19 protein-coding genes are annotated in these 21,202 nt (G+C 75.5%); 3 read left to right on the forward strand and 16 right to left on the reverse strand.

Annotation, left to right across the window (positions count from 1 at the left end):
• Nucleotides 1-132 precede the first annotated feature (132 nt).
• Nucleotides 133-996, reverse strand: a complete 864-nt coding sequence (locus ACRYR9_RS15770) for a LolA-like protein (RefSeq protein WP_432497539.1) — start codon at nt 994-996, stop codon at nt 133-135.
• 177 nt (nt 997-1,173) lie between these two features.
• Here ACRYR9_RS15770 and ACRYR9_RS15775 point away from each other — a divergent pair, with 177 nt between their 5' ends.
• The gene (locus ACRYR9_RS15775) at nt 1,174-2,154 is read left to right on the forward strand and encodes a 5'-3' exonuclease (RefSeq protein ID WP_432497542.1); all 981 of its coding nucleotides are present in this window, start codon (nt 1,174-1,176) and stop codon (nt 2,152-2,154) included.
• 85 nt (nt 2,155-2,239) lie between these two features.
• Here ACRYR9_RS15775 and ACRYR9_RS15780 read toward each other — a convergent pair whose 3' ends face one another.
• The 7 genes from ACRYR9_RS15780 to ACRYR9_RS15810 all read right to left on the reverse strand — a co-directional run bounded on the left by ACRYR9_RS15780 (nt 2,240) and on the right by ACRYR9_RS15810 (nt 9,931).
• Nucleotides 2,240-5,050 carry a DEAD/DEAH box helicase gene (locus tag ACRYR9_RS15780; protein ID WP_432497545.1) on the reverse strand — a complete coding sequence of 937 codons (2,811 nt, stop codon included), beginning with the start codon at nt 5,048-5,050 and terminating at the stop codon, nt 2,240-2,242.
• 87 nt (nt 5,051-5,137) lie between these two features.
• On the reverse strand, nt 5,138-6,067 hold the full coding sequence (locus ACRYR9_RS15785; protein WP_432497547.1) for a diacylglycerol/lipid kinase family protein: 930 nt from the start codon (nt 6,065-6,067) through the stop codon (nt 5,138-5,140).
• Nucleotides 6,068-6,098: 31 nt separating this feature from the next.
• A complete protein-coding gene (tatC, locus tag ACRYR9_RS15790; RefSeq protein WP_432497549.1) occupies nt 6,099-6,860 on the reverse strand; it encodes a twin-arginine translocase subunit TatC in 762 nt (253 codons plus the stop codon).
• Nucleotides 6,861-6,947: 87 nt separating this feature from the next.
• Nucleotides 6,948-7,226, reverse strand: coding sequence for a Sec-independent protein translocase subunit TatA (gene tatA / locus ACRYR9_RS15795; protein WP_432497551.1), 279 nt, complete (start codon nt 7,224-7,226; stop codon nt 6,948-6,950).
• A 132-nt stretch (nt 7,227-7,358) separates the two neighbouring features.
• Complete coding sequence (locus tag ACRYR9_RS15800) at nt 7,359-7,697, reverse strand: hypothetical protein (protein ID WP_432497554.1); 339 nt, start codon at nt 7,695-7,697, stop codon at nt 7,359-7,361.
• A gap of 150 nt (nt 7,698-7,847) precedes the next feature.
• Nucleotides 7,848-8,861 carry a helix-turn-helix transcriptional regulator gene (locus ACRYR9_RS15805; RefSeq protein WP_432497556.1) on the reverse strand — a complete coding sequence of 338 codons (1,014 nt, stop codon included), beginning with the start codon at nt 8,859-8,861 and terminating at the stop codon, nt 7,848-7,850.
• Nucleotides 8,858-9,931 carry a helix-turn-helix transcriptional regulator gene (locus ACRYR9_RS15810; protein WP_432497559.1) on the reverse strand — a complete coding sequence of 358 codons (1,074 nt, stop codon included), beginning with the start codon at nt 9,929-9,931 and terminating at the stop codon, nt 8,858-8,860. The genes ACRYR9_RS15805 and ACRYR9_RS15810 overlap by 4 nt, the downstream gene beginning before the upstream one ends.
• A gap of 169 nt (nt 9,932-10,100) precedes the next feature.
• On the opposite strand from ACRYR9_RS15810, the gene ACRYR9_RS15815 reads away from it, so the two are divergent.
• Both ACRYR9_RS15815 and ACRYR9_RS15820 read left to right on the forward strand, forming a co-directional pair.
• Nucleotides 10,101-11,177: an acyltransferase family protein gene (locus ACRYR9_RS15815; protein ID WP_432497561.1), complete on the forward strand. Its 1,077-nt coding sequence runs from the start codon at nt 10,101-10,103 to the stop codon at nt 11,175-11,177.
• A 9-nt stretch (nt 11,178-11,186) separates the two neighbouring features.
• Nucleotides 11,187-12,311 carry a DUF3866 family protein gene (locus ACRYR9_RS15820; RefSeq protein ID WP_432497563.1) on the forward strand — a complete coding sequence of 375 codons (1,125 nt, stop codon included), beginning with the start codon at nt 11,187-11,189 and terminating at the stop codon, nt 12,309-12,311.
• A 94-nt stretch (nt 12,312-12,405) separates the two neighbouring features.
• Here the strand turns inward: ACRYR9_RS15820 and ACRYR9_RS15825 are convergent, their stop codons facing one another.
• The 8 genes from ACRYR9_RS15825 to serA form a co-directional block, all read right to left on the reverse strand.
• A complete protein-coding gene (locus ACRYR9_RS15825; RefSeq protein WP_432497566.1) occupies nt 12,406-12,783 on the reverse strand; it encodes an FKBP-type peptidyl-prolyl cis-trans isomerase in 378 nt (125 codons plus the stop codon).
• Nucleotides 12,784-12,856: 73 nt separating this feature from the next.
• Nucleotides 12,857-13,843 (reverse strand): FKBP-type peptidyl-prolyl cis-trans isomerase, encoded by a 987-nt coding sequence (locus ACRYR9_RS15830; RefSeq protein WP_432497568.1) that lies wholly within the window; start codon nt 13,841-13,843, stop codon nt 12,857-12,859.
• 107 nt (nt 13,844-13,950) lie between these two features.
• Nucleotides 13,951-15,312 (reverse strand): Pup--protein ligase, encoded by a 1,362-nt coding sequence (gene pafA / locus ACRYR9_RS15835; protein ID WP_432497570.1) that lies wholly within the window; start codon nt 15,310-15,312, stop codon nt 13,951-13,953.
• Nucleotides 15,313-15,388: 76 nt separating this feature from the next.
• The gene (gene prcA, locus ACRYR9_RS15840; protein ID WP_432497572.1) at nt 15,389-16,174 is read right to left on the reverse strand and encodes a proteasome subunit alpha; all 786 of its coding nucleotides are present in this window, start codon (nt 16,172-16,174) and stop codon (nt 15,389-15,391) included.
• On the reverse strand, nt 16,171-17,079 hold the full coding sequence (gene prcB / locus ACRYR9_RS15845) for a proteasome subunit beta (RefSeq protein WP_432497574.1): 909 nt from the start codon (nt 17,077-17,079) through the stop codon (nt 16,171-16,173). Before prcB ends, prcA begins: the two co-directional genes overlap by 4 nt.
• Before the next feature lie 80 nt (nt 17,080-17,159).
• Nucleotides 17,160-17,357: a ubiquitin-like protein Pup gene (locus ACRYR9_RS15850; protein WP_432497576.1), complete on the reverse strand. Its 198-nt coding sequence runs from the start codon at nt 17,355-17,357 to the stop codon at nt 17,160-17,162.
• A 138-nt stretch (nt 17,358-17,495) separates the two neighbouring features.
• Nucleotides 17,496-19,115 (reverse strand): depupylase/deamidase Dop, encoded by a 1,620-nt coding sequence (dop, locus tag ACRYR9_RS15855; protein WP_432497579.1) that lies wholly within the window; start codon nt 19,113-19,115, stop codon nt 17,496-17,498.
• 116 nt (nt 19,116-19,231) lie between these two features.
• Nucleotides 19,232-20,908 (reverse strand): phosphoglycerate dehydrogenase, encoded by a 1,677-nt coding sequence (gene serA / locus ACRYR9_RS15860; protein ID WP_432497582.1) that lies wholly within the window; start codon nt 20,906-20,908, stop codon nt 19,232-19,234.
• Nucleotides 20,909-21,202: the final 294 nt, after the last annotated feature.

The following is a 21,202-nucleotide window of genomic DNA, read 5'->3' on the forward strand; positions in this document are numbered from 1 at the left end:
TAAATGTTGTGGGGTCGGGGGCGTGTTGGCGGCCCCGCCGCCCGCGCCCGGGGGGCCCCCCCCTACTCGCACGCGCTACCTCTGGTGGTGGCCCGGCGCTCCTGCGAGCGCCGGGCCGTGGTGCGTTCGCCGTCAGGCGGCGGCGCCGGTCTGCACCGGCAGCTGCCCGGCGGGCAGCTCGGTGACCGCGGCGGGGTCGGGTGCGTCGACGTCCACCTCGCTGCCCCAGTCGTAGTAGTCCATGCTCACCTCGGCGGCGGCGGAGTCGTCGGGGTCGGTGACCTGGACGACCAGGCGCACGGGGCGGTTCTGCTCGTCGACGTACAGGGTGAACGGGATGGCGCCGACCTCGGCGGCGGCCTGCTCCGCTTCGGCGGAGCGCTGCTCGGCGGGCAGCTGCTGCAGGGCCTCCTGCGGGTCGATGGTGCCGCTGAACCCGCGGGCCTGGACGCCGCGGACGTTCACCGCGGGCACTTCCTGGACGTCGTCGGCGACGGCGCGCAGCTGCTCGAGCTGGTGGGCCGGGTCGACGGCAGTGGTGTCCAGGCCGGCGGCGCCGACGGCGTCCAGGGGCAGGCGCACCCACTGGCCCTGGCCGGTCAGCGGGGCGCCGGAGACGTAGGCCACGTCGTCGACCACGCGCAGCTCGACCTGGCCGCCGTCGGCGCCGGTGGCGTTGGGCAGGGTGACGGTGGTGCGCACGGCGTGGTCGGCGGCGTCGAAGGCGCCCTCGCCGGAGACGGTGACGGTCTCGCCGTCGGGTGCGGTCGCGTCGACGGTGAAGGCGAACTTCGCGCTGCCGGCGGTGCTGGACTGCTCGGCGGAGGCCTGGACGACCTCGTAGGCGCTGAGCTGGGTGGTGGCCGGGGCGGCGGACTCCTCGCCGCCGCCGCAGGCCCCCAGGCCCAGGGCGAGTGCCGCGGCGCCGCTGGTGGCCAGCAGCGCCAGGCGGCGCGGACGGGTGGTGCGGGTGGGCTGGCGGTCGGTGGTGTGCACTGCGATCCCCTCGTCGTCGCACGGCCCGCCCGGCGTGCCCGGTGCGCGCCGGGCGGGTCCACTGCCCTTCCAGGGTGCGCTATTCGCGCCGTTCGCGCGTCCTCCTGCGGGTGGAGCCGGGGCGAGACTCGTGGAGGATCCTGGGAGGGGCCTGAGGACCGGTGCGAGGATCGGCGGGTGGACGCCGCCCCCTCCCCCGCCGCCCCCGGTGCTGACGGTCTCGGCGCTGGTCGTGAGCGTCTGCTGCTGCTGGACGCCGCGTCGCTGTACTACCGGGCGTTCCACGGGGTGCCGCAGTCGTTGACGGCACCGGACGGCACGCCGGTGAACGCGGTGCGGGGGTTCCTGGACGCGGTGGCGTTCCTGGTGGCCGAGCACCGGCCGGTGCGGCTGGTGGCGTGCTGGGACGAGGACTGGCGCCCGGCGTTCCGGGTGGCGGCGTTGCCGTCGTACAAGGCGCACCGGGTGGGGCCCGGTGGGGGTGAGGACTCCCCCGCGGCGCTGGGGCCCCAGGTGCCGGTGATCGCCGAGGTGCTGGCGGCCCTGGGGGTGGCGCGGGTGGGGTGCGCCGGCTTCGAGGCGGACGACGTGATCGCGACGCTGGCGGCGCGCGCGGTGGCTGCGGGTGACGTGGTGGTGGACGTGGTCACCGGGGACCGGGACCTGTTCCAGCTGGTGGACGACGCGGCGGGCGTGCGGGTGCTGTACGTGGGCAAGGGCGTGCGGCGGGCCGAGGTGGTGGACCAGGCGTGGCTGGCCGCGCGGTACGGGGTGCGTGACGGTGCCGGGTACGCGGACCTGGCGGTGTTGCGCGGTGACCCCTCGGACGGGTTGCCGGGGGTGGCGGGGATCGGCGAGAAGAGCGCGGCGGGGTTGCTGGAGCGGTACGGGGACCTGGCGGGGGTGCGTGCGGCTGCGGCGGAGCCGGCGTCGGCGGTGCCGGCTGGTCAGCGTCGCCGGCTGCTGGAGGCCTCGGGGTACCTGGACGCGGCGCCGGCGGTGGTGCGGGTGGTGCGCGAGGCCCCGGTGCCCGTGGTGCCGGACGCGCTGCCGCGGGCCGCGGCCGACCCGGGCTCGTTGGAGCGGCTGGTGCAGCGGTGGGGGCTGGCCTCGAGCGTGGAGCGGGTGCTGACGGCCCTGGGGAGCGCGCGGGGCTGACCCTCGAGCGGAGGTCCAGGTCGTCGTCGTGGGCCCTCCGGTGGAGGTGGAGGGTCCACGGCGGCGGGTCCGGTCGGCTGGGGGGTCAGGTCAGCGAGGTGTGGGCGACCACGCCGCGGCGCACCAGGTCCACGGCGTCGCGGGCGGCCGAGCGCACCGCGGGGTCCAGGGACGCGGCGGCGATCTGGTCGAGGAGGTCGACGAGCTGCTTGCAGCGGCGCACGAAGTCGCCGGCGGCCAGGTCGGCGTCGCGCAGGACGGCGTCCAGGCGGTGCCCGGAGGCCCAGCGGTGCACCGCCCAGGCCAGTCCGGCGTCGGGTTCGCGGGTGGCGGGGACCTTGTGGTGGTCCTCGCGGTCGGTGAGGTCGCTCCACAGGCGCACGGTGGCGGCGATGGCGTCCTCGGCGCGGCGCGGGACGCGTTCGGGGCCGTTGCCCTCGTCGCGGCGGGACTCGTGCACCAGGCAGGAGACGGCGGCGGCCAGGTCGGCCGGGCCGAGGCCGGCCCAGGCGCCGTGGCGCAGGCACTGGGCGACGAGCAGGTCGGTCTCGGCGTTGATGCGGCGCAGGGTGCGGCCGGCGTCGGTGACGGCGGTGCCGTCGGCGGTGAGGTAGCCCAGTTCGGCGAGCAGGTCGCACACGCGGTCGAAGGTGCGGGCGATGGTGCCGGTGCGGCCCTCGACGGTGCGCTGCAGGGCCTTGGTGTCGCGGGCCAGCTTCTCCTCGCGCACGGCCCAGCGGGCGTGCTCCTCGCGGTCGGAGCAGCCGTGGCAGGGGTGCGCGCGCAGGCGCTGGCGCAGCTCGGCCAGGACGGCGTCGTCGTCCGTGCGGGCGGCGCCGCCTCCGCGGCGGCGTGCGGGGACGTCGCCGCCGCCGATCTCGGCCAGGGCGTTGCGCAGGGAGGAGGCGAGGTCGCGGCGGGCCTGGGGGCTGCGCCAGTTGAACGCCCGGGGGACCTTCACGCGGGCCAGCGGCTCGACGGGGCCGGTGAAGTCGTGGGCGGCGATGGTGCGCACCTGGCGGTCCTGGCTCAGGACGCGGGGGGAGGGACCGTCGAAGCCCTTGCCGTCGACGAGGTCCAGGACGACGCCGTAGGTGTCGCGGCGCCCGCCGGGCAGGCGCACGACGTCGCCGGTGCTCAGCTGCTCGACGGAGCTGCGCGCCTCGGTGCGGCGCTGGGCGGCGCCGGCGCGGGAGAGTTCCTTCTCGCGCTCGCCGATGCGCTGGCGCAGCGCGAAGTACTCGCCGAAGTCGCCCAGGTGGCACGTCATGGCCTGGCGGTAGCCGTCGAGGGCGCGTTGCTGCTCGCGGATCTGCTGGGCCTGGCCGACCACGGCGCGGTCGGCCTGGAACTGGGCGAAGGAGGTCTCCAGGATGTCGCGGGCGCGTTCCCGGCCGACCTGCTGCACGAGGTTGACGGCCATGTTGTAGGTGGGCCGGAAGCTGGAGCGCAGCGGGAAGGTGCGCCGCGAGGCCAGGCCGGCGACCGCCTCGGGGTCGGTGCCGGCGGCCCACAGCACGACGGCGTGGCCCTCGACGTCGATGCCGCGGCGCCCGGCGCGACCGGTGAGCTGGGTGTACTCCCCCGGCGTGATGTCGACGTGGGTCTGCCCGTTCCACTTGACGAGCCGTTCCAGGACGACGGAGCGGGCGGGCATGTTCACGCCCAGGGCGAGGGTCTCGGTGGCGAAGACGGCCTTGACGAGGCCGTCGGCGAACAGGTGCTCGACGGTCTCCTTGAAGACCGGCAGGAGGCCGGCGTGGTGGGCGGCCAGTCCGCGTTCGAGCCCTTCGAGCCACTCCCAGTAGCCCAGGACGGCCAGGTCGGAGGAGGGGATCTCCGCGCAGCGCTCCTCGGCGATCGCGCGGATGCGCCGGCCCTCCTCGGGCGTGGTCAGGCGCAGCCCCCAGGCCACGCACTGCGCCACGGCGGCGTCGCAGCCGGCGCGGCTGAAGATGAACGTGATGGCCGGCAGCAGGTCGGCGGCGTCCAGGACCTCCAGGACCTGCGCGCGCGAGGGGGTGCGCCCGCCGGGGGGGCCGGCGGCGTAGCGCCCGCCGCCGGGGCGGCCGGGCCCGCGACCGCGTCCGCGTCCGCGCCCGGCGGTGGCCAGGCGGTCGGTGCGCAGCTGCTGGCGGGACATGGAGACCAGTTCGGGGTTGACGATCGCGCCGGGCACGAGGGAGCCCTCGTCGCCCTCGAGGGGGTCACCGGCGGGGTCGGTGAACAGGTCGTACAGCTGGGTGCCGACCAGGAGGTGCTGCCACAGCGGGACGGGGCGGTGCTCGGAGACGACGACCTCGGTGTCGCCGCGCACGGTGTCCAGCCAGGCGCCGAACTCCTCGGCGTTGGAGACGGTCGCCGACAGGGAAGCCACGAGGACGTCGGCGGGCAGGTGGATGATCACCTCTTCCCACACGGCGCCGCGGAAGCGGTCGGCGAGGTAGTGGACCTCGTCCATGACGACGTAGCCCAGGCCGTCCAGCAGGGGGGAGCCGGCGTAGAGCATGTTGCGCAGGACCTCGGTGGTCATCACGACGACCGGTGCCTCGCCGTTGACGGAGTTGTCGCCGGTGAGCAGCCCCACGCTGGCGGCGCCGTGCCGTTCGGCGAGCTCGGCGTACTTCTGGTTGCTCAGCGCCTTGATGGGGGTGGTGTAGAACGCCTTGCGCCCGGTGCGCAGCGCGAGGTGGACGGCGAACTCGCCCACGACGGTCTTGCCGGCCCCGGTGGGGGCGGCGACGAGCACGCCGCGGCCGGCCTCCAGGGCTCGGCAGGCCTGCTGCTGGAAGCCGTCCAGGTCGAAGCCGAGGGTGGCGGCGAACTGGGCGAGCTGGGTGCGCGACTGCTCGGTGCGGCGCTGCGCTGCCGCGTAGCGTTCCGCGGGGCTGGCCATGACGGCGACAGTACGTCACGGCCACCACCGGTGCTCGGCAGGCCCGACCCGCGGGCCCGTCGCGCCGGGCGGTGCGAGGGGGGCGGGTCAGGCCAGCACGCGCAGCGCGGCCGGGACGACCTCGCACGTCAGGGGCAGTGAGCCGACGGGCTCGCCGTCGGCGTGCGGGCGCGGCAGGCGGCCACCGGCCCGCGGTCCTGCTGGTTCGAGCGGTTCGAGGCGCACGGTGCGGGCCCGGTGCACCTGCACGGCGGGCGAGCGCAGGTGCTCGCCGCTGCGCAGGCGGGTGAACAGGTGCAGCGCGGCGGCGGTGTGCAGCTCGTCGACGACGACGACGTCCAGGAGCCCGTCGGTGGGGTCGGCGTGCGGGGCCATGGTGAGCCCGCCGCCGTAGCAGCGGGTGTTGGCGACGGCGGCCAGCAGGACGCGGCGCCGCAGGACGTGCCCGTCCAGCTCGATGCGCAGGCCCACGCCGCGCACCAGTGCCAGTTCGCGCAGCGCGGCCAGGGTGTAGCGGGCCGGGCCGGGCGGCCAGCGCCAGGAGTTGGCGCGCTCGTTGACGAGGGCGTCCACCCCGGAGGCCAGGATGCTGGCGTACCAGCGCTGCCCGTGGTCGCTGTGCACGCGCACGGCGTCCACGGTGCGGTGCCGGCCGGCGCGCAGCGCCGCGGACAGGGCGGCGACGGACGTCGCCGGGTCGCCCAGGGGCAGGTCCAGGCCGCGGGCGATGTCGTTGCCGGTGCCGGCGGGCACGATGCCCAGCGCGGTGGGGGTTCCGGCGACCTCCTGGACGGCGGCGTGCACGAGGCCGTCGCCGCCGACGACGACGAGGGCGGCGGCCTCCCCCGCCGCGTCGCGGGCGGCGCGGCGGGCGGCGGGCAGGTCGGCGCCGGACAGCTCGGTGACGGCGTGGCCCAGGCGGCGCAGCTCGGCGCGCACCCGCGCGCCGGCAGCGAAGCCGGCGCCGCGACCGGCGGTGGGGTTGACGAGCAGGCCCACGGGGCCCGGCGTGCTCACGCGACCGACCGCGGCGGTGCCGGTGGCCGGTTCAGAGGGCGCTGGCTTCGTCGTCGGACAGGGCGGAGTAGTCCGTCTCGGGCGAGTTGCGACGGCGGCGCTTGTCGTTGAGCAGGCACACGCCGATGGCGATGAAGAACAGGAAGATCAGCGGCATCGCCATGAGGATCATGGTCAGCGCGTCCGGGGTGGGGGTGAAGATCGCGGAGAAGACGAAGCAGAGGAAGACGACGATGCGCCACTGCTTGAGGATCGCCCGGCCGGGGACGAGGCCGGCGAAGTTCAGCGCCACCAGCAGCACCGGCACCAGGAAGGAGATGCCGAACGCGAGCAGCAGCCGCATGACGAACGACAGGTAGCTCGGGGTGTCGATGATGTTGTTGATGCCGTCGGGCGTGAACGACGTGATGAGCGCCATCGTCGTGGGCAGGATGAAGTACGCGAGCGCGAGGCCGGCGAGGAAGAGCGGGAAGCCGGCGAGGACGAAGCCGACGGCGTAGCCGCGTTCCTTCCGGGTCAGCCCGGGGGTGACGAAGGCCCAGAGCTGGTAGATCCACACCGGGGCCGCGACGATGAGGCCGACCCACAGCGCGCCCTTGACCTGGACGTCAAGGACGCCCAGCGTCGAGGCGAAGTTGAGCTCGACGCCGTCGATGGACTCCGCCGGCCCGGCGAGCAGCGGCAGCACGACGTTGGGCCACAGCCACCAGCCGGCGGCGGCGCCCGCGACCACCGCGAGGGCAGCCCGGAAGAGCCGCTTGCGCAGCTCGTCGAGGTGTTCGCGCAGGGGCATGCGCCCCTCGGGGTCCTTGGGCGTGCGTCGCCGTCGGATGGTGGTGACCGCCACGTCGCCGGGGCCTCCTGTCAGCGGGTCAGCGGGTCAGCGCTCGCGCGAGGCGCTGGGGGCCTCGCTGCTGCCGTTGACGTGGGCGCCGGAGCCGGTGCCGTCGACGCGGCGGTCGTCCAGGGCCTTGGGGCTGAACGTGGTGTCCCGCTCGGCGACGTCGTCGTCGTCCTTCTGCATCTCCTTGACCTCGCTCTTGAAGATGCGCAGCGAGCGCCCCAGGCCGCGGGCGGCGTCGGGCAGACGCTTGGCACCGAACAGCAGCAGCAGGACGACGACCAGCACGATGATGTGCCAGGGCTTCATGGCGCCCATGGTTCTCAACCTCCGTAGGGGGACGGTGCCCGGTCATCGTACGTCCCCGGCGGTGCCGCGTGGGGCCGCCGCGCGGTGTCGGTGCGGGTTCTCAGGGATCTCCCAGGCTCCGCACCGTGTGGCGCAGCGGGTTCAGCGCAGCGAGCGGGGGGCGAGGGTGGCCAGGGTGGCCAGGTCGTCGCAGGAGTCGAGCACGAGCGCGAAGTCCAGGACGTCGTCCCAGGCGATGGTGGCGCCGTGGTGCTCCTCCATGGCCTCGGCGGGGATGATCCAGCGCTCCACGGCCACGCCGCCGGAGACCAGCAGGGCGACGACGTCCTCGCTGGCGGGCTTGCGGACCTCGTCCTTGCACTGCGGGCAGTCGAAGGCGTAGAAGGAGCGGTCCTTGGCGGAGCAGACCACGAGGCGGACCTGCTTGGGGGTCAGCTCGACGTCGCCGCAGCAGGGGCAGGAAGCCTTGATCGTGGTCATCGTGTGCACCTTCCGGTCGTGGTGTGGGCGGCTGTCCCGCCGTCCGACACCCACTGCTTCGGCACGGACCCGGAAATCCTTGAACGCTCTTCACCCGGAGGGTCGGAACAGCCCGTCACCGCGCCGGCCGCGAGGGGTGGAAGCGTTGCCTCACACCGGTTCCGGGTCGCCGGGCGCGGCGTCCGGGTAGCGCGCCAGCGCCGCCACGGCGGCGTCGCGCACCTCGGCCGCCAGCTGCGGCGGGTCGACCACGCGGGCGCCGGCGCCCAGGCGCAGCAGCAGCCGGCGCACCCAGCGGGTGTCCGCGGCCCGCAGCCGCACCCGCAGCGAGGCCTGCTCCCAGGCGCCCGGCGGGGCCGGCTCGCTGGACTGGACCGGGTAGTAGTCCACGACCCAGGCCGCCTGCGGGGCCAGGTCCAGGGTGACGAGCAGGTCGTCGGGGCTGGGGCGGAACAGGTCGGACTGCACGTCGCGGGAGACCGCGCGCGCCGGGGGGGTCCCGTCGGCGTCGAGGGTCTGCGCGGCCTCGATGCGGTCCAGGCGGAACAGGCGCACGCCCTCGGCGCGGTGGCACCAGGCCTCCAGGTACCAGCGGCCGTCGACGGTGACCAGGCGCATGGGGTCGACGTCGCGCTCGGTGCGCTCGTCGCGGCTGGGCACGAGGTAGGTCAGGTGCAGGCGGCGGTGGGCTGCCAGGGCGGCCCGGCAGGTGGCGAGCACGCCGGCGAGCTGCTCGTCGTCGCCGGGGCGCACGTCCACGCGCACGGAGCCGGCGGCGGCGGCGGCCTCGCCGGTGGCTTCGGCGAGCTTGGCCATGGCCCCGTCCAGGGCGTCGCGGTCGTGCAGGCCGGGCACCTCGGCCAGGGTGCGCAGGCCCACGAGCAGGGCCACGGCCTCGTCCACGGCCAGGCGGGCGGGGCGGGCGATGGGGTCGGCGTTGGAGAGGTAGACGCGCCCGGAGTCCCAGCGGGCGTCGATGAGGTCGTCGGGCATGTGGCCGGGCGTGCCGCACACGAACAGCAGCTCGAGGTCGTGCACGAGGTCGTCGGTGCCGATGCCGAAGTGCTCGGCGGCCTCGGCCAGGGGGATGCCCTGGTGGCGCAGCAGGTAGGGGACCATCGCCAGCAGCCGGGACAGCCGCTCGGTGGAGGCGCTGCCGCTCACGCGGCCCCTCCCCCGGTGCCCGCCGCGCCGGTGCCGGCGGCTCCGCGCAGGCGGCGCAGGACCGCCTGGCGCAGTTCGGGGGGGTCGAGGACGACCACGGCGTCGCCGTAGCCGGCGAGCTCGTCGGCGCTGACCTCCACGTCGGCCACGTCGAGCTCCACCACGTCCTCCCCCGCGTCGTGCCCCGCGTCGTGCCCGGCGTCCCGTGCCGCTCCCGTCCCCCCGGCGGGCTGCACCGACACCGCGCGCCGGCGCACGGCCAGGGCGCTGCCGGTGCGCACGAGCAGGCGGGCGCGGCGGGTGGTGCGCTCGCCGACGGTGCCGGCGACGACCTCGCGGGGGTCCAGGTCGGCGGGCACCTCGTAGGAGCCGGGGCGGCCGATGCGCTTGACGGCCGAGGAGACCCGGGACAGGCGGAAGACGCGGGGGGCGTCGCGGTCGCGGTCGTGGCCGACGAGGTACCAGCGCCCGTGCCAGCTGACGATGGCCCAGGGCTCCACGCGCCGGGTGGCGGCCTCGCCGCCGGCGCGGCGGTAGGCGAAGGAGACGGGGGCGCGGTCGCGGGTGGCGGCGTACAGGGGGTCGAAGGCCGGTTCGCTGGTGCGCACGCGCGGTTCCAGGCCCACCAGGGAGGACTCGTCGGGTTCGACGCCCAGGCTGCGCAGCTTGACCAGGGCCCGGGTGGCGGGGCCGGCGAGGCTGGCCTGCTGCCACACGCGGCTGGCCAGGGACAGCACGGCCAGCTCGGCGGGGGTGAACCGGATCTCGGGCAGGGCGTAGGCGTCGCGGTCGATGCGGTAGCCGGCCTCGTCGCCGAAGAGGGGGTCCTCGCCGCCGGTCTCCAGCGGGACGCCGAGCTCGCGCAGGTCCTCCTTGTCGCGCTCGAACATGCGCTCGAAGGCGACGGTGGTGGCGCAGTCGGCGTACTGGGGCACGGCGGTGCGGATCTGCTCCTTGGTCAGCCAGCGGCGGGTGGCCGACAGGGCGATCACGAGGTTGAGCAGCCGTTCGGTGCGTCGTGCGCCGCGGGCGGCGGCCGCCGCGCCGGTGCTGGGTGCCGAGCTCGCCATGGTGGACCGGACGCTACCGGACGGCGGCCCGCGCGGCGCGGGGCGGCGGTGCACGGCGAGCGCCCGGGTGCGGGCGGGTAGCGTCCGCACCGCTTGCCCGTACCGCTCCCCCGTCCTGCCCCTGCGCGCCACCTGCCCCGCCCGCCGGAACCGGAGAGGCTGCCAGCCCGTGCGTCGACTGCCCGCTCTGGACGTGGCCCGGGGCCTGGCCATCGTGCTGGTCGTGCTGCACCACGCGGTGCTGCACCTGGACGCCGCGCAGCTGCTGGCGCCGTGGTGGCGGGCGGTGAACGGGGAGCTGGTGCTGCTGCGGATGCCGTTGTTCTTCTGCGTGTCCGGGGTGCTGGCGGCTTCGGCGGCCACGCGGTCGTGGGTGGTGCTGGTGCGCTCGCGGCTGGTGACGCTGCTGTGGGTGTTCGTGCTGTGGTCGGTGGTGCGCTTCGCGGTCTTCCGGGCGGTGACGCCGCGGTTCCAGCCGTGGGAGGCCGACAGCCTGGTGCCGCTGCTGCTGGCGCCGGTGCGGCCCACGACGGGCCTGTGGTACCTGTACGCGCTGGCGGTGTTCACCGTGGCGGCGCGGGTGCTGGGCCGGCGGGCGGGGTGGCTGCTGGTGCCGGCGGCGGTGCTGTCGCTGGCGGCGAGCGAGCTGTGGGTGCGGGCGCCGTTCTACGTGTGGCACCAGATGGCGCGCTGCTTCGTGTTCTTCCTGCTGGGCTGGTGCCTGCGCGAGCTGCTGCTGCGGTGGCTGGGGGCTGTGCGGGCGGGTCCTGCGGCGGTGTGCAGCGCGGTGGGGGCGGTGGCGCTGGTGGCGCACGGGGCGGGGTGGTTGCGGGTGCCGGGGGCGGCCAGTGCGCTGAGCGTGCTGGCGGTGGTGTGCGGGCTGGCGTTCGCGGCGCTGCTGACGCTGCTGCCGGGGGCGTCGGGGGTGGTGCGCGCCTGCGGGTGGCTGGGGCGGCGCACGCTGCCGGTGTACCTGGTGCACGAGCTGGTGGTGGGGGTGGGCACGAGCGCGGTGGTGGCGCTGGGCGCGGGCGACGGCGGGCGGCCGGGGTGGCTGCCGCCGGTGTGGGCGGTGCTGGCGGTGCTGGTCTCGCTGGGGGTGCACGCGGTGGCGGTGCGCGCCGGTGCGGGGTGGCTGTACTCGGCGCCGGCGGTGCTGGCCGAGCGGGTGGGTGCGGCGCTGGGCACGGCCGGGCGCGTGGTGCGCGCGGGCGGGGGCGGGCGGGGTGCGCGGGGCACCCCCTAGCCTGCTCGGGTGCTGCGGTGGCGTTCGGGGACGGTCGTGCGGGTGCTGCGGGAGTGGCCCGGCGCGCTGGAGTGCGAGGTGCTGGTGCGGGCTGCGCCCGAGGGGGCGGCGCAGGAGGGCGCGGACGCGCCGGGGGCGGTGCTGCGGGCGCTGGCGTACGTGGAGCTGGTGGGCCGCCCGGTGCCCGGGGACCGGGTGCTGCTGAACACCGCGGCGCTGGCGCGCGGGCTGGGCACGGGCGGGTACGCGATGGTCGTGGCGCTGCCCGAGGCGCTGCCGGCGGACCCGCCGGCGGGGCCCGGTCACCTCGTCAAGGCCCGGTACACGCCGCTGCAGGCGATGGTGCTGGGGGTGGACGAGCAGGAGTCGGCGCACCACGCGGTGCTGGCCGGTGCCGAGGACCTGCAGGGCGTTCCCGTGGTGGTGGCCGACCTGCACTCGGCGGTGCCGGCGGTGGTGGCCGGGGTGCGCGCGGACGCCCCGGGAGCGCGGGTGGTGTACGTGATGAGCGACGGCGGGGCGCTGCCGGCGGCGTTCTCGCGGGCGGTGGCGGGGTTGCGCGAGGCGGGGTGGCTGGCGGCGTGCGTGAGCGCGGGGCAGAGCTTCGGCGGTGACCTGGAGGCGGCCACGGTGCACACCGGGTTGCTGGCGGCGCGGCTGGTGGCCGGTGCCGACGTGGTCGTGGTCGCGCAGGGGCCGGGGAACCTGGGCACCGGCTCGCGCTGGGGGTTCTCGGGGGTGGCGGCCGGGGAGGCGCTGAACGCCGCCGCGGTGCTGGGTGGGCGGGCGGTGGCCTCGCTGCGCGTCTCGCAGGCCGACGAGCGCGAACGCCACCGGGGGCTCTCGCACCACTCGGCCACGGCGGTGGGGCGGGTGGCGCTGGCGCCGGTGGACGTGGCGGTGCCCGCTGAGGCGGGCGCCTTCTGGGACGGGGTGCGCCGGCAGGCGCGCGAGCTGTGCGCGCCCACCGGGCGGCACCGGTGGGTGCAGGTGGGCACCGAGGGGCTGGACGAGGCGCTGGCGGCGTGCCCGGTGGGCTTGTCCACGATGGGGCGCGGTCCGCGGCAGGACCGGGCGGCGTTCGTGGCGGCCGCGGTCGCCGGGCGGCACGCGGCCGCCCTGCTGGACCCCTGAGCCGCGCCCGGGCCCGGATCCCGTCCCCCGGGGTGACGCACGAGGCCCCGCACCGCCGGGAGGCGGTGCGGGGCCCGGTGCGTGCGAGGGGCTGTCAGCTCACGCCGACGAGGTCCACCACGAAGATCAGGGTCTCGCCGCCCTTGATGGCCGCGCCGGCGCCGCGGTCGCCGTAGCCGAGGGCCGGGGGGATGACCAGGGTGCGCCGGCCGCCCACGCGCATGCCGACGATGCCCTGGTCCCAGCCGGCGATGACCATGCCGCGGCCCAGCGGGAAGTCCAGCGGCTGGCCGCGGTTCCAGGAGGCGTCGAACTCCTCGCCGGTGCTGAAGGCGACGCCGACGTAGTGGGCGCTGACGGTGCTGCCGACGGTGGCCTCGGGGCCGTCGCCGACGATCTGGTCGGTGATCTGCAGCTCGGTGGGGGGCTCGCCGCCGGGGAAGTCGACCTCGGGCTTGGTGCGCTCGCTCACGGGTGCTGCTCCTGTCGCAGGGGGTGGTCGGTGCGGTCCGGTGCCGGCGGGTGCTCGATCAGCGGGTGCGTGGTCAGTACGCGTCGAGGATGTCCACGACGAACACCAGGGCGCCCGCGGGCTGACCGCCGGTCGGTGCCTCACCGTACGCGTCGGCGGCGGGGATCACGAGCAGGACCCTGCTGCCGACGGTCTGCCCGACGATGCCCTCGTCCCAGCCGGCGATGACCTGCCCGGTGCCGATGGTCGTCTGGAACGGCTCGGTGCCCGTCCAGGAGCTCTCGAAGACCTCCCCGTCGGCCAGGGTGGCGCCGACGTACTGCATGGTGACGGTCATGCCGCTGGAGACGGCCGGGCCGGTGCCCCGGATCAGGGTCTGGGCGACGGTGTCGGCCGGCGGGGTCGGGTCGGAGACGGTGAAGCCGGTGGGCACGCCCTGCTCGTCGACGTCCACGGCCGGCAGGTTCGCCGGGGGCTCGACGGCCTCGCCGGTGGCCTGGGTGGGGATGATGCGCTCCACGTCGGCGACGAGTACGAAGGTGGTGTCGGCGTCCACGCCCTCCTTGCCGAACTGGGCGGCGGCCTCGCCGAAGCCGTCCTCGGGGGCGATGGCGATGGCCAGGCGGTCGCCGACGTGGGCGCCGACCAGGCCGCGGGCGATGCCCTTGGTGACCTCGGCCAGCTCGAAGCGGGCGTCGGTGGCGCCGTAGCTGGAGTCCAGCAGCTCGCCGGTGGAGCCGGCGTACAGGGCGTAGGCGAACTGCACCCGGTCCTGCACCGTGATCTCCTCGCCGCTGCCGGGGGCGATGACCTCGCGGGTGGTCTCCTCCACGCTCAGCGGGGTGGTGATCTGCACCTGCGGGGCGATGTCGGGGTTGACCTCACCGGTGACCTCCACCGGCAGGTCCGCGGTGACGGCCGGTTCGATCGTGGCCGCCGTCTGCGTGGCCGAGGCGCTCTGCTCCGCCTGGCTGGGCGCCTCGGGCTCGGAGGCGCAGGAACCGAGCAGGACGGCGAGCGCCACGGCGGTGGCGGGCAGGGCGGCGATGCGGCGGTGCACGGGGGGTCCTCACGGTCGTGGGGTCGGTCCCCGGAACCCTAACCGGGCTGTCTGGGAGGTGCCTGGCAGGTGCCTCGGCGTCGACTGGTGGCGCTGGTCGGCGGGGGTCACATGCTCTCGATGAGGCGTTCGACGCGGTCGTCGACGGACTTGAAGGGGTCCTTGCACAGCACGGTGCGCTGGGCCTGGTCGTTGAGCTTGAGGTGGACCCAGTCGACGGTGAAGTCGCGGTGCTTGTCCTGGGCGGCGCGCACGAAGTCGCCGCGCAGCTTGGCGCGGGTGGTCTGCGGGGGCACGGAGAGGGCTTCGAAGACCTCGATGTCGGAGCAGACGCGCTCGGCCATGCCGCGGGCGGCGAGCAGGTAGTGCAGGCCGCGGCCGCGGTGGATGTCGTGGTAGGCGAGGTCGAGGCGGGCGATGCGGGGGCTGGTGAGGTCCAGGTCGTGCTTGGCCATGTACCGGTCGAGGAGCTTCTTCTTGATGACCCAGTCGACCTCGCGGTCGACGAGGCCGAGGTCTCCGGTGGCGACCGCGCGCAGGGCGCGTTCCCACAGGTCCAGGACGCGTTTGACCGTGGGGGTCTGCAGGCCGCGGGTCTCCACGAAGTCCTTGGCCTTGGTGAGGTACTCCTCCTGGATCTGCAGGGCGCTGGCTTCGCGGCCGTTGGCCAGGCGGACGGGTTTGTGGCCGGTGGGGTCGTGGCTGATCTCGCGGATGGCGCGGATGGGGTTCTCCAGCGTCATCTCGCGCAGCGCGACGCCCTCCTCGACCATGCGCAGGACCAGGTCGGTGGCGCCGACCTTGAGCATGGTGGTGGTCTCGGACATGTTGGAGTCGCCGACGATGACGTGCAGGCGGCGGTAGCGCTCGGCGTCGGCGTGGGGTTCGTCGCGGGTGTTGATGATGGGGCGCGAGCGGGTGGTGGCGCTGGAGACGCCTTCCCAGATGTGGTCGGCGCGCTGGGACAGGGAGTAGGTGGCGCCGCGGGGGGTCTGCACGACCTTGCCGGCGCCGACGACGAGCTGGCGGGAGACGAGGAAGGGGATGAGGACGTCGGACAGGCGCCCGAACTCGCCGTGGCGGGAGACGAGGTAGTTCTCGTGGCAGCCGTAGGAGTTGCCGGCGGAGTCGGTGTTGTTCTTGAAGAGGAACACCTCCCCGGCGATGCCCTCCTCCTCCAGGCGGCGTTCGGCGTCGACGAGCAGGCCTTCGAGGGTGCGTTCGCCGGCGCGGTCGTGGACGACGAGCTGGCGCACGTCGTCGCACTCCGGGGAGGCGTACTCGGGGTGGGAGCCGACGTCGAGGTAGAGGCGCGCGCCGTTGCGCAGGAAGACGTTGCTGGAGCGTCCCCAGGAGACGACCTTGCGGAAGAGGTATCGGGCCACCTCGTCGGGGGACAGCTTGCGCTGGCCCTCGAACGCGCAGGTGACGCCGAACTCGGTCTCCAACCCGAAGATCCGCCGGTCCATCTGCCCACCATAGGTGGCCCGGGGCCCGGCAGCGCTGTGAAACGCGCCGCCGGGCCGTGGGTCCTCGGGCGGGGGTTCAGGCGGGGGGCTCGGGGGGGGTGTCCGGGCCGGGAGCGTCGTGCCCGGGGGTGTCGTGCCCGGCCGGTGCGGTCGGCTCGGTCTGCAGCAGGGCGCTCAGTGCGCCGGCGCCCAGGCGGCGGAAGGTGCGCCGGGTGCGGGCGCGGTCCAGGACGGCGACCTCGAGCTGGTCGGGGGCGATGGTGCGCGGGCCGGAGCCGGCCGCGGCGGCGGCCGCGTCGCTGCCCAGGGCCTGCACGGCCAGGCGCAGCGCGGCGGTCAGGTCCATGCCGGGGCGCCAGTCCTCGGCGAGCTTGGCGGTGATCTGCTCGGCGGAGCCGCCCATGGCGACGTAGCCGTGCTCGTCGGCGACGGAGCCGTCGTAGGTGAGGCGGTAGACCTGGTCGGCGCCGGGGTCCTCGCCGACCTCGGCGACGACGAGCTCGACCTCGTACGGCTTGGACTCGGTGGTGAAGATGGTGCCCAGGGTCTGCGCGTACGCGTTGGCCAGGCCGCGGGCGGTGACGTCGCTGCGGTCGTAGGAGTAGCCGCGCAGGTCGGCGTAGCGCACCCCGGCCACGCGCAGGTTCTCGAACTCGTTGTACTTGCCGACGGCGGCGAAGGCGACGCGGTCGTAGATCTCGGAGATCTTGTGCAGGGCCCGGGAGGCGTTCTCGGAGGCGAAGACGATGCCGTCGGCGCAGGCGACGACGACGACGGCTCGGCCGCGGGCGATGCCCTTGCGCGCGAAGTCGGCCTTGTCCTTCATCACCTGCTCGGGCGAGACGTAGAACGGCACGCTCATGCGGTGGCACCTCCCTGCTGCACGGGGTTCTGCGTCGCGTCCTGCGTGGTGGCGGTGGGGTTGCCGCCGGGGTTGCCGGTGCGCCCGGCCACGACGGCGCGCACGACGTCGCCGAGCTCGTCGTCGTCCAGGCGGCGGTAGCCGTCGACGGTGACCACGGCCACGACCGGCCAGATGCGGCGCAGCAGGTCCGGGCCGCCGGTGGCGGAGTCGTCGTCGGCGGCGTCCCACAGGGCCTCCACGGCCGCGCGCACGGCGGCGGTGGCGTCCATGCCGGGGCGGAACAGCTTCTTCAGCGCGCCGCGGGCGAAGACGGAACCGGAACCGACGGCGTGGTGGTCGACCTCCTCGTAGCGCCCGCCGGTGACGTCGTAGCTGACGATGCGCCCGCGGGAGGCGGCCAGGTCGTAGCCGGCGAAGACCGGCACCACGGCCAGGCCCTGCATGGCCAGGCCGAGGTTGCCGCGGATCATCGTGGACAGGCGGTTCGCCTTGCCCTCGAAGGACATCAGGGCACCCTCGAGCTTCTCGAAGTGCTCCAGCTCCACCTGGAACAGGCGCACCATCTCCAGAGCCAGGCCGGCGGTGCCGGCGATGCCCACGCAGGAGTGGTCGTCGGCGGGGAAGACCTTCTCGATGTCGCGCTGGGCGATGACGTTGCCGGCGGTGGCGCGCCGGTCGCCGGCCATGACGACGCCGTCGGCGAACACCAGGGCGACGATGGTGGTCGCGTGCGGCGGCTGACCGGCGCCGGGCCCGCCGGTCAGCGCCCCGGCACCGGCGGCGGGCAGGTGCCGGGCGCCGGGCAGCACCTCGGGGGCGTGGTCTCGGACGAAGTCGGTGAAGGACGCAGAACCCGGCACGAGGTACGCCGCCGGGAGCCGTCCGCTGGGGTCCTGGCTCACCCGCTCGACCCTACCGGCCACCCCCGGCGGCGGCCCGGCGCGGCGCGGGCCGGCGTGGGGGCCGCCGCGGGGGGGTGCGGCTACTGGCCGCCCTTCTGCACGAAGCCGCGCACGAACTCCTCGGAGTTGGACTCCAGCACCCCGTCGATCTCCTCGAGCAGGGCGTCGACCTCGGCGTCGCTCTCCTTGGACTGGGCCGTGGCCTGCGCGGGCACGGCGGGGGTCTCCTCGGGCTCGTCCTCGCGGCGGCTCGGGCGCTGCTGCTCTTGTCCAGGCATCGCTGGCTCCCCCTGACGTCTCGGCCGGAGCCGGCCGCGCGGCCGGCGTGCTGACGACACTAACCCCGCGGCGGCGTTCGCGCGCCGCTGCGCGCCAGGTGTTCACACCGGGTGTCCTGCAGGGGTGCCCCGCCCGGGTCAGCCGCCGGTCAGGGCGGCCACCAGCTCCTCGGCGGTGGTGCAGCGGTCCAGCAGGGCGCCGACGTGCTCACGGGTGCCCCGCAGCGGTTCCAGGGTGGGCACCCGCTGCAACGCCCCGCGCCCGGGCACGTCGAAGATGACGGCGTCCCAGCTGGCGGCGGCCACGCGCGGTCCGTAGCGGGCCAGGCACTCGCCGCGGAAGTACGCGCGGGTGTCCTCCGGCGGGTGCGCCACCGCGTGCTGCACGGAGTCCTCGTCGATCAGGCGCTCCACCAGCCCGCGCTCGGCGAGGCGGTGGTACAGGCCCTTCTCGGGGCGCACGTCGGACCACTGCAGGTCCACCGCCTGCAGCCGGTGGCTGTCCCAGGCCAGCGAGTCGCGGGAGCGGTAGCCCTCCAGCAGGCGCAGCTTGGCGACCCAGTCGACCTCCCGGGCCGCGGAGAACACGTCGTCGCCGAGGCGGGTGAGCACGCCCTCCCAGCGGGTGAGGACCTCGCGGGTGTCGGCGTCGGCGTGCTCGCCGAAGCGGTCGTCGACGAAGGCGGCGGCGGCCTCGAAGTACGCCCACTGCAGTTCCAGGGCGCTCATGCGGCGCCCGTCGCGCAGGCGCACCAGGTGCCGCAGGCCCGGGTCGTGGGAGACCTCGTGCAGCGCGCGCACCGGCTCGCTCAGCTGCAGGTCCCCGGCCGGGCCGCCGTCCAGCGCACCGGCCTCCAGCGCGGCCAGCACCAGGGAGGTCGTGCCGACCTTCAGCAGGGTGGCGACCTCGCACATGGTGGCGTCGCCGACGATGACGTGCAGGCGGCGGTACTTCTCGGCGGTGGCGTGCGGCTCGTCGCGGGTGTTGATGATGGGCCGCTTCATGGTGGTCTCCAGGCCCACCTCCACCTCGAAGAAGTCCGCGCGCTGGGTGATCTGGTACCCGGCGGTGGCGGAGTCCTGCCCCAGGCCCACCCGCCCGGCGCCGGTGAAGACCTGCCGGGAGACGAAGAACGGGATCAGGTGGCGCACCACGTCGGCGAACGGGGTGGCGCGGTCCATGAGGTAGTTCTCGTGGGTGCCGTAGGAGGCGCCCTTGCCGTCGGTGTTGTTCTTGTAGATCGTCACCGGCGTCAGTCCCGGGGTGGCGGCCACCCGGCGCAGCGCCTCGAGCAGGATCCGCTCCCCCGCCCGGTCGTACCGCACCGCGTCGCGGGGGGTGAGCACCTCCGGGGAGGAGTACTCCGGGTGGGCGTGGTCGACGTAGAAGCGGGCGCCGTTGGTGAGGATGACGTTGGCCATGGTGGGGTCCTCGTTCTCCGCGCTCGCCACGTCCGAAGCGCTGGGCGCGGCCCGGTGCTCCCCCCGCCGGCCCTGCGCGTCCCCGCGGGCGGGCGCGTCGGTCAGCTGCGAGGGGTGCGCGGCGGCGCGGCGCACCTCGAAGCCGCGCGCGTCGCGCAGCGGCGCCTCGTCCTCGTAGTCCCAGCGCGCCCGCAGCGAGGCGCCCAGCGAACCGGTGACCGGCACGGCGTAGGCGTTGACCACCTGCGCCGACAGCAGCATCGGGTTCGCGCCGGGATCACCCGGCACGGAGATGCCGTACTCGGTCTCCAGGCCCGTCACCCTGCGCACGCTCACCCGGCGACCCTACGGGGCGCCGCCGGGCCCCGCGCGCGCCGGTGCCGCCGGCCGATCACGCCGGCCGGTGGGTGCGCTCGGCGACGTCGTGCAGTCCGGCCAGCAGCCGGTCGACGTCACCGGCGGGCCGCACGACCAGGCGCGCGAAGTCGCTGCTCAACCCCAGCTCGTTGCCGCACTCGCGGACGTGGACGCCGAGCTCGGCGATCAGGTGGTCGCGCACCCGCGCCCCGCCCCAGCCGGCGGGCAGCTTGACGAGCACGAAGTTGGCCGAGGTGGGGAAGACGGTCGGCCCGGGCACCTCGCGCAGGCGCGCCACCATGTCGTCGCGGTCGCGGGCGCCGCGGTGCAGGCTGTCCCGGTGGGCCGGCCAGTGCTCCTCGAGCATCCCGACCACGGCGCTCACGGGGTCCTCCGGGATCGGGTCGGGCTGGTCTGCGGGGCCGGGGTGCCCCCAGGCGGCGCGGGCCGGGGACGCTCGCGCGTCGACGCGCAGCGCCGCGGGCAGCGTGCGCAGGGCGCAGGGCACAGGCGGCGACCTCCCGGTGCGCGGGGTCGACGTCGAGCAGCAGGGAGCCGGTGTCGGTGCCGCGGGCGTGCGCCCGGGCGGGCACGGGCACCCCGGCTCCCCGCAGCGCGGCGTCGGCCTGGTCGGGGACGTCGGGGTGGGCCCGGTGCAGCAGCTGCACCCGGGTGGTGCCGGCGGTGGCCGGCGGGTGCAGGTCGGGCAGGTTGACGCTGGAGCTGGTGGTCCCGGTGCGGACGCAGCGCACCAGCCGGTCGGCGACGAAGAGACCGATCTCCCGTTGCGCCTCCTGCGTGGACCCGCCGACGTGCGGGGTGAGCAGCACGTTGTCCACGCCCTGCAGCGGGCTGGTGAACGCCTCGCCGACCGCGTGCGGCTCGTCGGGGAAGACGTCGAGCGCGGCGCCGGCCAGGTGCCCGCTGAGCAGGTGCCGGTGCAGCGCCCGCAGGTCCACCACGGCACCGCGGGAGAGGTTCAGCAGCACGCTGCCGGTCTTCATGGCCGCCAGTTCCGCCTCCCCGATCAGGGCGGTGTTCGCGGCGCGGCCGTCCACGTGCAGGCTGACCGCGTCCGCCCGGGCCAGGAGCTCCTGCAGGTCCGCGCAGCGACGCGCCCGGCCCAGCGGTGCGCGGTCGGCGACGTCGTGGAAGAGCACGCTCATGCCCAGCGCCTCGGCCAGCACCGACAGCTGGCCGCCGATGGCGCCGTAGCCGACGACGCCGAGGCAGCGGCCGCGGACCTCGTGGCTGCCGGCGGCGGACTTGTCCCGCACGCCGGCGTGCGCGGCCGCGTTGCGCACCGGCCGCCGGCGGGTGAGGGCGGTGATCTCCGCCAGGGCCAGTTCGGCCACGCTGCGCCCGTTGGCGTGGGGGGCGTCGAACACCACCACCCCCGCCTCGGTGGCGGCCCGCAGGTCGATCCGGTCGGTGCCGATGCAGAACGCCCCGACGGCCCGCAGGCCCGTGGCCGCCTCCAGCACCCGCCGGTCCAGGCGGGTGCTGGAGCGGATGCCGAGCAGCTGCACGCCGCGCACCGCCTGCAGCAGCTCCTGGCGGCTCAGGGCACCCGGGTGCGCGGTGACGGCGAAGCCGCCGCGCTCGAGGACGTCGACGGCGCCGGGGTGCACACCCTCGAGCAGCGGGGCGCGCGGGCGGTGCCCGGTCGGCGCGCCTTCCTCGACGTCCCGGTCCGCGTGGTGGGTGCTGGCACGGGCGGACGGGCTGGTCAGCGGCACTGCGGGGGCGGCGGTCGCGCGGGATCTCGTCACGGTGTCCTCCAGGGGGCGAGTCGTCCACCGAGAACGATCATCGATCGCACTCCTGGAGCCGGGCCGTGTGCCGGGTGTTCACCGGCTGTGAGATTCGTCTTCCTGGGGCAACTTCCGCAGCCCTGCGGCGCGGTGGGCGGCAGGGCCGTCGCCGGTGACGGGCGCAACCGGCCGCGGCTGCGGGCGGCTACGCCGCGCCCTGCGGATCACGGAGGGGCGACTTCGCGGTCATGCCGATGTCGTGATGTCCCCTCTGGTGGTGATCTTGCACGATTGAGGGCTCAACCGTGCAAG

The sequence above is a fragment of the Kineococcus auxinigenes genome (genome assembly GCF_050871525.1).
In the GTDB taxonomy this organism is placed as follows: Bacteria; Actinomycetota; Actinomycetes; order Actinomycetales; family Kineococcaceae; genus Kineococcus.

Excerpts from the sequence above, each read along its gene's own strand:
- pafA (WP_432497570.1), bottom strand. The coding sequence starts at position 15,312 with ATGGACCGGCGGATCTTCGGGTTGGAGACCGAGTTCGGCGTCACCTGC.
- prcA (WP_432497572.1), bottom strand. The coding sequence starts at position 16,174 with ATGAGCGTGCCGTTCTACGTCTCGCCCGAGCAGGTGATGAAGGACAAG.
- tatA (WP_432497551.1), bottom strand. The coding sequence starts at position 7,226 with ATGGGCGCCATGAAGCCCTGGCACATCATCGTGCTGGTCGTCGTCCTG.
- ACRYR9_RS15810 (WP_432497559.1), bottom strand. The coding sequence starts at position 9,931 with ATGGCGAGCTCGGCACCCAGCACCGGCGCGGCGGCCGCCGCCCGCGGC.
- ACRYR9_RS15850 (WP_432497576.1), bottom strand. The coding sequence starts at position 17,357 with ATGCCTGGACAAGAGCAGCAGCGCCCGAGCCGCCGCGAGGACGAGCCC.
- ACRYR9_RS15780 (WP_432497545.1), bottom strand. The coding sequence starts at position 5,050 with ATGGCCAGCCCCGCGGAACGCTACGCGGCAGCGCAGCGCCGCACCGAG.
- tatC (WP_432497549.1), bottom strand. The coding sequence starts at position 6,860 with ATGCCCCTGCGCGAACACCTCGACGAGCTGCGCAAGCGGCTCTTCCGG.
- ACRYR9_RS15800 (WP_432497554.1), bottom strand. The coding sequence starts at position 7,697 with ATGACCACGATCAAGGCTTCCTGCCCCTGCTGCGGCGACGTCGAGCTG.